Origin of the sequence: Sphingopyxis sp. (genome assembly GCF_016463645.1) — a bacterium.
Lineage (GTDB): Bacteria > Pseudomonadota > Alphaproteobacteria > Sphingomonadales > Sphingomonadaceae > Sphingopyxis.
The window spans coordinates 1-9,830 of the sequence record NZ_JAEMQX010000124.1 but is presented as its reverse complement, the minus strand read 5'-3'; the positions used below and the strand labels follow the sequence as shown (position 1 = coordinate 9,830).

Here is a 9,830-nt window from a genome sequence, read left to right as displayed (position 1 = left end):
ATTTCAATGCCGCACGCTCGTTGGTCCGGCGGGGAACCGTCAACCGCAGTTCGCCGCGCGCACCGTCGAAAACGAGGCGGTAACGGCGCGATTGCGCGTGGCGAACGACGCGCACGGGCCATATCCCGTCGCCGACCCGGATGTGCGGCCCGTCGGCCGCGGGATCAAACGACGCGTTCGACAAGATGATTCTCGAGCGGACCCGCGACATCCTCGCCGACCGTCCAGCCGACGATCGATTCGCCCGCGCGGTGCACCGCGTCGCGGTCACCGCAGACAAGATAATGCCAGTCGGGCAGCGGCGCACCCTCGGCGCGGAGGCGGTAGGCGCAGGTCCGGGGCAGCCATTCGAGGTCGTCGACCTTCGCCCTGGTCAGCGTCAGACAGTCGGGCACATGGCGCCGGCGATGCTTGTAATCGCCGCAGCGCGCGGTCGCGAGATCGAGCAGGCGGCACGCGACGTTGGTCGGATAGATACGGCCCGTGTCCTCATCCTCGAGCTTGTGCAGGCAGCATTTGCCGCAGCCGTCGCACAGCGCCTCCCACTGCCCGGCGTCGAGGCTGGCGAGCGGCGCTTCCCAGAAGGGGCGCTCCGACGTCGCCCCCGCCGCCATCACTTCACCCACTTCGCCAGCTCGGCGGCGACCTTGTCGGGCGCCCCCTCGTCGACGTCGGACGAGGGATCGTCGAGCGGCAGCAATGCGACGGGCTTGCCGTCGGGGTCCATCAGGAAGGCGAGCTGGCTGTGCGCCATCAGATAGCGGTCGGGTGCCGAGCCCGGCACCTTGTTATAGGTGACGACATAGGCCTTCGCGACCGCCGCGATCTGTTCGGGCGTCCCGGTGAGACCGAGCAGGCGCGGATGATAGCGCGCGACGAAGGGCTTCAGCGCCTCGGGCGTGTCGCGTTCGGGATCGACCGTGACGAAGAGCGGCTGGACCTTCGCGCCGCGCGCCGCATCGGCCTTTTCGAACGACGACAGGCCGCGCATCAGCTTTTGCAGGTCGACCGGACAGATGTCGGGGCAGAAGCTGTAGCCGAAATAGACGAGGCGATATTTGCCCGCGAAATCGCTGTCGCGGACGGTCCGGCCGTTCTGGTCGGTGAGTGTGAAGGTGCCGCCGATCCGCGCGCCTTCGAGCGGCGGCCGCGCGGGCGCGCTTTCGCCCGGGCCATTGCATGCCGAGAGCGCGGCGGCGAAAGCGAGGATCAGGCTTGCGCGGACGAGCCTTTGTCCCATATCTGCGATATTCATCATGCGGCCAGCCTTGATCGGCTAGCCGGTGAAAATCAACCATTGTCGTCGCGTTCGCGGCGGACAAATTGCCCCGGGGGTCGCCCAGACATGTTTCGCCGCGCGGAATTCCGCCTTGCCACCTTCCTCGTCGCGCCGGTCGTGGCCGCCGGCCTGTTGTTCAGCCCCGCGCAGGCGCAGTTCCGCGGCGGCTATGCCTTTCTGCAGGCGGTCGAGAGCCGCGACGGGACGAAGGCGACCGAAGCGCTGAAGGACGACCCCTCGTTCGTGAACACGCGCAACCCCGACACCGGCGAGACCGCGCTGATCATCGTCACCAAGCGGCGCGATATCAGCTGGCTGCGTTTCCTGCTGGGCAAGGGCGCCGATCCGTCGGTCGGCGACCGGCAGGGCGTGACCCCGCTGATGCACACCGCGCTGCTCAATTTCACCGACGGCGCCGACGAGCTGCTCAGGATGAAGGCGTCGATCGACCAGACCAACCGTCGCGGCGAAACCGCGCTGATCCTGGCGGTGCAGGCGAAGAACAGCGGCATGGTGAGCCTGCTCGTGCGCCGCGGCGCCCCCTCGTCGACGTCGGACGAGGGATCGTCGAGCGGCAGCAATGCGACGGGCTTGCCGTCGGGGTCCATCAGGAAGGCGAGCTGGCTGTGCGCCATCAGATAGCGGTCGGGTGCCGAGCCCGGCACCTTGTTATAGGTGACGACATAGGCCTTCGCGACCGCCGCGATCTGTTCGGGCGTCCCGGTGAGACCGAGCAGGCGCGGATGATAGCGCGCGACGAAGGGCTTCAGCGCCTCGGGCGTGTCGCGTTCGGGATCGACCGTGACGAAGAGCGGCTGGACCTTCGCGCCGCGCGCCGCATCGGCCTTTTCGAACGACGACAGGCCGCGCATCAGCTTTTGCAGGTCGACCGGACAGATGTCGGGGCAGAAGCTGTAGCCGAAATAGACGAGGCGATATTTGCCCGCGAAATCGCTGTCGCGGACGGTCCGGCCGTTCTGGTCGGTGAGTGTGAAGGTGCCGCCGATCCGCGCGCCTTCGAGCGGCGGCCGCGCGGGCGCGCTTTCGCCCGGGCCATTGCATGCCGAGAGCGCGGCGGCGAAAGCGAGGATCAGGCTTGCGCGGACGAGCCTTTGTCCCATATCTGCGATATTCATCATGCGGCCAGCCTTGATCGGCTAGCCGGTGAAAATCAACCATTGTCGTCGCGTTCGCGGCGGACAAATTGCCCCGGGGGTCGCCCAGACATGTTTCGCCGCGCGGAATTCCGCCTTGCCACCTTCCTCGTCGCGCCGGTCGTGGCCGCCGGCCTGTTGTTCAGCCCCGCGCAGGCGCAGTTCCGCGGCGGCTATGCCTTTCTGCAGGCGGTCGAGAGCCGCGACGGGACGAAGGCGACCGAAGCGCTGAAGGACGACCCCTCGTTCGTGAACACGCGCAACCCCGACACCGGCGAGACCGCGCTGATCATCGTCACCAAGCGGCGCGATATCAGCTGGCTGCGTTTCCTGCTGGGCAAGGGCGCCGATCCGTCGGTCGGCGACCGGCAGGGCGTGACCCCGCTGATGCACACCGCGCTGCTCAATTTCACCGACGGCGCCGACGAGCTGCTCAGGATGAAGGCGTCGATCGACCAGACCAACCGTCGCGGCGAAACCGCGCTGATCCTGGCGGTGCAGGCGAAGAACAGCGGCATGGTGAGCCTGCTCGTGCGCCGCGGCGCCAGCCCAGACAAGGCCGACCATGTCGCGGGCATGTCGGCGCGCGACTATGCGAAACGCGACGACCGGTCGGGGCAGCTGCTCGCGCTGCTCAACGCCAAGGCGGCCGATGCGTCGAAGCGCGAATTCGGGCCGACCTTCGGCCCGAACTGATCGATCCAATGTGATATCCTGATTGACAATCACATTTCAGTGTGAGACATCGCCGTCATGTCTACACAGCTCATCGATCGCATCCGCGCCATCGTCGACGACGGTTCCATGTCGCGCTCGGGGCTCGCGCGCGCCGCCGGCCTCCACGCCAACAGTCTGCGCGACCTCGATTCGCCCGGCTGGAACCCGACCGCCGAGACGCTGCGCAAGCTCGAAAACTGGCTCGCCAACGGCAGCGACCTGTCGCCGATGGCGACCCCCGAAGAGATCATCGCCGAAGCGCGCAACGGGCGCATGTTCATCCTCGTCGACGACGAGGATCGCGAGAATGAGGGCGACCTCGTCATTCCCGCGCAGATGGCGACCCCCGACGCGATCAATTTCATGGCGACGCACGGCCGCGGGCTCATCTGCCTGACGCTCACGAAATCGCGCGTCGACACGCTGGGGCTCGAACTGATGAGCCGCCAGAACGGCACGCGGCACGAAACCGCCTTCACCACCTCGATCGAGGCGCGCGAGGGCGTGACGACCGGCATTTCGGCGGGCGACCGCGCGCGCACGGTCGCGGTGGCGATCGACGCGGGCAAGAGCCGCGACGACATCGTCACCCCCGGTCATGTCTTTCCGCTGATCGCGCGCGACGGCGGCGTACTTGTGCGCGCGGGCCATACCGAGGCGTCGGTCGATATCGCACGGCTCGCGGGGCTCAACCCTTCGGGCGTAATCTGCGAGATCATGAACGACGACGGCACGATGGCGCGGCTCGACGATCTCGTCCCCTTCGCGCGGCGCCACGGGCTGAAGATCGGCACGATCGCCGACCTGATCGCCTATCGCAACCGCAGCGACCGGCTGGTCGAATGCGTCGCCGACGAGCCGTTCGAATCGGACTATGGCGGCGACTGGCGGCTCAAATCCTATCGCAACAAGATCGACGGCACGGTCAATCTGGTGCTGCAGAAGGGTCCCGTCGATCCCGAGGGCGTGACGCTGGTGCGCATGCACGCGGTGTCGATCTTCGACGACATCATGGGCCGCCCGGGTCCGAAGAAGCGCCGCCTGCAGCGGTCGATGGACGCGATCGGCGAGGCCGGCGCCGGCGTGATCGTGATGCTGATGCGCCCGCTGCCCGGATCGGCCGAGGCCGAAGCGCTGCCGCCGCCGACCGGCGGCATGGACCTGCGCACCTATGGCATCGGCGCCCAGATCCTCGCCGACCTCGGCGTCCATGCGATGGAACTGCTCACCCCCACCCACAGCAATATCGTCGGGCTCGAAGGCTATGGCCTGTCGGTCGTCGGCGAACGCCCCATTCCCGGAGAAGCCTGATGGCGCATGTCCTGATCGTCGAAGCCCGATTCTACAGCCATTTGAACGACATGCTGCTCGACGGCGTGCGGAGCGCGCTCGATGCCGAAGGGCATAGCCACGAGACGGTGACCGTCCCCGGCGCATTGGAAGTGCCCGCGGCGATCTCGCTTGCCGCCGACAGCGGGCGGTACGACGCCTATGTCGCGCTCGGCGTCGTGATCCGCGGCGAGACCTATCATTTCGAGGTGGTGTCGAACGAGAGCGCGCGCGGCATCATGGCGCTGACGCTCGACGGGCTCGCGATCGGCAACGGCATCCTGACCGTCGAGAATGAGGAACAGGCGCTTGCGCGCGCCGACAGGACGCGCAAGGATAAGGGCGGCGAGGCGGCGAAGGCCGCGCTCGCGATGCTGGCGCTCAAGGAACAATTCGGCATTGGTTGATCGACCTCCTCCCAGCCGCTTCTCCGTCGTCGAACGCGGCGGGCGGCTGGTGGTGATCGACCGCGAAACGGGCCGGACGCCGCCGACGGCGGCCGAGCGGATGGACGCGCACGACCGCCGCATGGGGATCGAAGCGAACCGGCCCGCGGCGCGGGCTGCGCCGGTCGGGGCCGAAACGATACCCGATCCCGCCGGACCGGCGCCGCAACGCGAAACGCCGCGCGCGCCGAACGACCGGATGGCGGCCGCCGTCGCCGAAATGAATCGCAAGCAGCCGTGGAGCCGGAAGGCGGAAAGCCCGGCGCGGCCCGCGCGCATTGCCGAGCGCCCGCAGCCCCGGCCCGGCACGCAGACGGGCGGGCGCAAGACGATCGTGACGAGCAAATGGTGGGACGCGAAGGGGCCGCGCACGATCGAGCTGGGCGCCAAGGGTCAGGCCGAGTTCAGCGGCGGTTTCATGGCACTGTTTTTCGGGATCGTGATCGCGGCGATCGTCATGCTCTTCATCGAGCCGCTGCTGCTGTTCGCCGGCGCCTTCGTGCTGTTTCGTTTCGGCGGCAACGTCCTCGGCCCGGTCGGGGCGCGGATCGTCGACAAGGCGCTCGCCGAAAGAGGGTGATCCGGACGGCGGACGGCCGCCCGGATCACGGACGCCTCAAGCCGGCTGCAGCGCCGGATAGTCGGTGTAGCCGACCGGACCCGGCGCATACCAGGTCTGCGGATTGTCCGCCGCCCAGCCGGCGCCGGTGCGAATGCGCTCGACGAGGTCGGGGTTGCCGATGAACGGCCGGCCGAAGGCGATCGCATCGGCGGCACCATTGGCAAGCGCCTCCTCGGCGAGCGCGACATCATAGTCGCTGTTGAGGATCAGCGGGCCCTTGAAGGCCTGCCGGATCGCGGGCGACTGTTTGGGGACGTCGGTGCGGCCGAACGTGCCCTCGGGCCCGGGCTCGCGCAGTTCGAGGAAGGCGATGCCGAGCGCATCGAGCGCCGCGGCGGCGGCCGGGAACAGCGTTTCGGGCGCGCTGTCGTCGACGCCCTGCGTGTCGCCATTGGGCGAGAGGCGCACGCCGACGCGATCCTTGCCCCAGACCGAGATCAGCGCTTCGGTGACTTCGCGCAGCAGGCGGATGCGGTTCTCGACCGGGCCGCCATAATCGTCGTCGCGCAGGTTCGACCCGTCGCGCAGGAACTGGTCGATCAGATAGCCGTTCGCGCCGTGCAGCTGGACGCCGTCGAAGCCGGCGCGCTTCGCATTTTCGGCGGCCTTGACGTAATCGGCGATCACGCGGGGGATTTCGCCGAGTTCGAGCGGGCGCGCGACTTCATATTCGAGGCGGCCGGCGGGGGTGTGCGCCTTGCCCGGCGCCTGCGTCGCCGATGCCGAGACGGGCGGCTTGCCGTCGTTGAACACCGAATGGACGACGCGGCCCATGTGCCAGAGCTGCGCGACGATGCGCCCGCCCGCAGCGTGGACGGCGTCGGTCACGGGCTTCCAGCCCTCGACCTGCGCGTCGGTCCAGAGGCCGGGCGCCGACGGCCAGCCGAGGCCCTCCTGCGAGATGCCGGTGGCTTCGGAGATGATCAGCCCCGCCGAGGCGCGCTGGCGGTAATATTCGAGCGCGAGTTCGTTCGGCACGAAGCCGGGTCCGGCGCGGCCGCGGGTCAGCGGCGCCATGATGATGCGGTTGGCGGCGTCGATCGCGCCCAGTTTGATCGGATCGAACAGTGATACGGCCATGGTTCCTCCACGTTTCACTTTATCGGCGGCGGCCCCTGCGGTCGTCGCCATGGCCCGCGAAGCTATGGACGCCGCGGGGCCGGCACAATGGTACGTAGCAAAAGAAAATCTAAATGGCAGCGAAGAAGGCGCGCGTCGACAGGCGCCGGTGCCGACGCGGTTGCCGAACCGCGCGGTGCGGCCTATCTGACGGTCATGGCCTCGATCCTTCCCGCCGACCCGACCCTCGACGAGATTCGCGCCGCGCTCGCGCCGCTGATCGCCGCATCGGCGGCGTTCGACGGTTTCGGCGACGCCGCGCTGGCCGATGCGGCCGCCCGGACGGGCGTCGATCCCGACGTGGCGCGGCTCGCCTTCCCGGGGGGCGCGCGCGACATGGTCGATGCCTGGTTCGCCGATATCGATGCGCGGATGGAGGCGCGCTGGCCCGCCGACAAGCTCGCGGCGCTGAAGATTCGCGCGCGGATCACGACGCTGGTCGAAACGCGCATCGACCTGCTGGCGCCGGACCGCGAATCGCTGCGCCGCGCGCTGGCGCTGCTCGCGCTGCCGACCAATGCCCCGCACGCCGCGAAGCTCGGCTGGCGCGCCGCCGACCATATGTGGCGCCTCGCGGGCGACACGGCGACCGACTATAATCATTACAGCAAGCGCGCGATCCTCGGCGCCGTCTATGGCTCGACGATGGCGGTGTTCCTGAACGACGAGAGCGAGGGTTTCGCCGATACGCGCGCCTTCCTCGCGCGCCGCATCGACCAGGTGATGCGCTTCGAAAGCTGGAAGCATCGCCGCGCCGCGCGCAGCGTCGAGCGACCCAGCCTCGCGCGTTTCGTCGGGCGGCTGCGTTACCCGGGGCGCTGACCGGTTTCGATAAAGGACTGGCGCCCGGCGATTGTTATTGATAATCGCTCGCAAATGACTGCTTTGCTCGACAAGTCGCCGCTCGGCGCCCGGGTCCGGATCGCCCGGATCGACTGGAACACCATGTCCGACGACGAGGGCCGCCGCCTCCGCGAATTCGGCCTGATGGAAGGGTGCGAGGTCACCCCGCTGCACCGCGGCAGCATCTTTTCGCGCGACCCGCTCGCACTGACCGTCGGGCGGATGAAGGTCATCATCCGTTCCAGACAGGCCGCGGCGATCGAAGTGGAGCCCGCGACATGACCGGCGCGATTCCCTCGATCGCCCTCGTCGGCAATCCCAATGCCGGCAAGTCGAGCCTGTTCAACGCGCTGACCGGGGCACGGCAGAAGATCGCCAATTATCCCGGCGTCACCGTCGAGCGGAAGGCGGGGCACGCGAGCTTCGCCGACGGCCGCCCGATCTCGCTGATCGACCTGCCCGGCACCTACAGCCTCACTCCGGCGAGCCTCGACGAGGCGGTGACGCGCGACGTCGTGCTCGGCAAGCAGGCGGGCGAGGCGCGCCCCGACGCGCTGATCGTCGTGCTCGACGCGGCGAACCTCGACAATCATCTCTGCTTCGCGCTCGAACTGCTCGCGCTGAACCTGCCGACGGTGATCGCGCTCAACATGGTCGACCTTGCGACACGCGACGGGCTGACGCTCGACGCCGAACGGCTGTCGAAGGAGCTGGGCGTACCGGTGATTCCCACGGTCGCCGTGCGCAAGCGCGGGCTCGGCGACCTGCTCGCGGCGGTCGACGGCGCGATCCGGTCACATCGGCCGCGCGAGGCGGCCGCCGCGCCGGCGAACGACGCCTCGCTCCATCAGCGCGCCCGCGCGCTCGCAAGGGCCGCGATCCTGACCGAAACGCCGGTGCGCCGCTGGACGCAGCGCGTCGACAATATCGTGCTGCACCCCGTCGCCGGGATGATCATCCTGCTCGCGCTGATGTTCGTGATGTTCCAGGCGGTCTATGCTGCCGCCGAGGCGCCCGCCGACCTCCTCGAAGGCGGGATCGGCGTGCTGCAACAATGGGTCGTCGCTACCTTCCCCGACAATTTCCTGCGCGGGCTGATCGTCGAAGGGCTCCTCGCGGGGGTCGGCGCCGTCGTCGTCTTCCTGCCGCAGATCCTGATCCTCTTCCTTTTCATCCTGCTCCTCGAGGCGTCGGGCTATATGACGCGCGCGGCCTTCCTGATGGACGGGCTGATGGGCAAGGTCGGACTGTCGGGGCGCGGCTTCATCCCGCTGCTTTCGAGCTTCGCCTGTGCGGTGCCCGGCATCATGGCGACGCGCGCGATCCCCGACGAGAAGGACCGGCTGACGACGATCCTGATCGCACCGTTGATGACCTGTTCGGCGCGGCTGCCCGTCTATGCGCTGATCATCGCCGCCTTCATTCCCAATCGCGCAGTCGGCGGAACCCCCGTCGGACTGCAGGGTCTGGTGCTGTTCGGTCTTTATCTCGCCGGCATCGTCGGCGCGCTGGTCGTTGCCTATGTCCTGCGCCGTACCGTGGCCAAAGGCAGTGCAGCGGGTTTCATGATGGAAATGCCGCGTTATCAGATGCCGCGGTGGCGCGACATCGCGCTCGGCCTGTGGCAGCGCGCGTGGATATTCCTGCGCCGGGCCGGCACGATCATCGCGATGACCACCGTCGTCCTCTGGCTGCTCCTCACCTTTCCGCAAGCGCCCGAAGGCGAGAGCCAGGTCGAATACAGCGTCGCCGGCCGGATCGCGAGCGGGCTGGAGGTCGTCGTCAAGCCGATCGGTTTCAACCATGATATCACGCTCGCGCTGATCCCCGCGATGGCGGCGCGCGAGGTCGCCGTGTCGGCGATGGCGACCGCGAACGCGATCGACGCCGGCGACGACGAGGATGCGATGGCACAATCGCTCGGCGAGCGGCTGCAGGGCAAGTGGAGCCTCGCCACCGCGCTCGCCTTCCTCGCCTGGTTCGTCTTTGCGCCACAGTGCATTTCGACGATCGCGATCACCCGGCGCGAGACCAATGGATGGAAATGGCCGATGTTCATGGTTGGCTATTTGTTCCTGCTCGCCTATGCCGCTGCTGGTATCACTTACTGGACGGCCGTCGCCTTCGGACTCGGCTGATCCTCCCAACTTTTGAAGCGGAGCGGAGCGGCGGATGGCTGGCAGCGTCAACAAGGTAATTTTGATCGGCAATCTCGGTGCCGATCCCGAAATCAAGTCGTTCCAGAACGGCGGCAAGGTCGCGAATCTCCGCATCGCGACCTCCGAGCAGTGGAAGGACCGGATGACCGGCGAGCGCAAGGA

Annotated in this window: 12 protein-coding genes and 2 pseudogenes; 9 read left to right on the top strand and 5 right to left on the bottom strand. The window is 68.0% G+C overall.

The window, feature by feature from the left end; translation table 11 throughout:
- The 3 genes and pseudogenes from JHC57_RS18435 to JHC57_RS18425 all read right to left on the bottom strand — a co-directional run.
- Positions 1-184, bottom strand: a pseudogene (locus JHC57_RS18435) (metal-dependent hydrolase); the annotation flags it as partial.
- A complete protein-coding gene (locus JHC57_RS18430) occupies positions 165-614 on the bottom strand; it encodes a YcgN family cysteine cluster protein (RefSeq protein WP_294031865.1) in 450 nt (149 codons plus the stop codon). The pseudogene JHC57_RS18435 and the gene JHC57_RS18430, both read right to left, overlap by 20 nt.
- Positions 614-1,258, bottom strand: coding sequence for an SCO family protein (locus JHC57_RS18425; RefSeq protein WP_294031864.1), 645 nt, complete (start codon positions 1,256-1,258; stop codon positions 614-616). The genes JHC57_RS18430 and JHC57_RS18425 overlap by 1 nt, the downstream gene beginning before the upstream one ends.
- 87 nt (positions 1,259-1,345) lie before the next feature.
- Here JHC57_RS18425 and JHC57_RS18420 point away from each other — a divergent pair, with 87 nt between their 5' ends.
- Positions 1,346-1,921, top strand: a complete 576-nt coding sequence (locus tag JHC57_RS18420) for an ankyrin repeat domain-containing protein (RefSeq protein WP_294031867.1) — start codon at positions 1,346-1,348, stop codon at positions 1,919-1,921.
- Here JHC57_RS18420 and JHC57_RS18415 read toward each other — a convergent pair.
- Positions 1,813-2,418 (bottom strand): annotated as a pseudogene (locus JHC57_RS18415) (SCO family protein); the annotation flags it as partial. The gene JHC57_RS18420 and the pseudogene JHC57_RS18415 overlap by 109 nt on opposite strands.
- 87 nt (positions 2,419-2,505) lie before the next feature.
- Between JHC57_RS18415 and JHC57_RS18410 the strand changes: the two are divergent.
- From JHC57_RS18410 to JHC57_RS18395, 4 genes are read left to right on the top strand one after another with little or no spacing between them, the layout of a single operon-like run.
- Positions 2,506-3,129 (top strand): ankyrin repeat domain-containing protein, encoded by a 624-nt coding sequence (locus JHC57_RS18410; protein WP_294031863.1) that lies wholly within the window; start codon positions 2,506-2,508, stop codon positions 3,127-3,129.
- A 57-nt stretch (positions 3,130-3,186) separates the two neighbouring features.
- On the top strand, positions 3,187-4,461 hold the full coding sequence (ribB, locus tag JHC57_RS18405; RefSeq protein ID WP_294031862.1) for a 3,4-dihydroxy-2-butanone-4-phosphate synthase: 1,275 nt from the start codon (positions 3,187-3,189) through the stop codon (positions 4,459-4,461).
- Complete coding sequence (gene ribH, locus JHC57_RS18400) at positions 4,461-4,886, top strand: 6,7-dimethyl-8-ribityllumazine synthase (RefSeq protein WP_294031861.1); 426 nt, start codon at positions 4,461-4,463, stop codon at positions 4,884-4,886. The genes ribB and ribH overlap by 1 nt, the downstream gene beginning before the upstream one ends.
- On the top strand, positions 4,879-5,505 hold the full coding sequence (locus JHC57_RS18395) for a hypothetical protein (protein ID WP_294031860.1): 627 nt from the start codon (positions 4,879-4,881) through the stop codon (positions 5,503-5,505). The genes ribH and JHC57_RS18395 overlap by 8 nt, the downstream gene beginning before the upstream one ends.
- 36 nt (positions 5,506-5,541) lie before the next feature.
- On the opposite strand, the gene JHC57_RS18390 is transcribed toward JHC57_RS18395, so the two are convergent.
- Positions 5,542-6,627: an alkene reductase gene (locus tag JHC57_RS18390; RefSeq protein ID WP_294031859.1), complete on the bottom strand. Its 1,086-nt coding sequence runs from the start codon at positions 6,625-6,627 to the stop codon at positions 5,542-5,544.
- A 195-nt stretch (positions 6,628-6,822) separates the two neighbouring features.
- Between JHC57_RS18390 and JHC57_RS18385 the strand changes: the two genes are divergently transcribed.
- The 4 genes from JHC57_RS18385 to ssb all read left to right on the top strand — a co-directional run.
- Positions 6,823-7,488, top strand: a complete 666-nt coding sequence (locus tag JHC57_RS18385; protein WP_294031858.1) for a COQ9 family protein — start codon at positions 6,823-6,825, stop codon at positions 7,486-7,488.
- A gap of 54 nt (positions 7,489-7,542) precedes the next feature.
- Complete coding sequence (locus tag JHC57_RS18380; RefSeq protein ID WP_294031857.1) at positions 7,543-7,791, top strand: FeoA family protein; 249 nt, start codon at positions 7,543-7,545, stop codon at positions 7,789-7,791.
- Complete coding sequence (locus JHC57_RS18375; protein WP_294031856.1) at positions 7,788-9,647, top strand: ferrous iron transporter B; 1,860 nt, start codon at positions 7,788-7,790, stop codon at positions 9,645-9,647. The genes JHC57_RS18380 and JHC57_RS18375 overlap by 4 nt, the downstream gene beginning before the upstream one ends.
- Before the next feature lie 34 nt (positions 9,648-9,681).
- Positions 9,682-9,830: single-stranded DNA-binding protein (ssb, locus tag JHC57_RS18370; RefSeq protein WP_294031866.1), on the top strand; the 149-nt coding region annotated here is incomplete at its 3' end.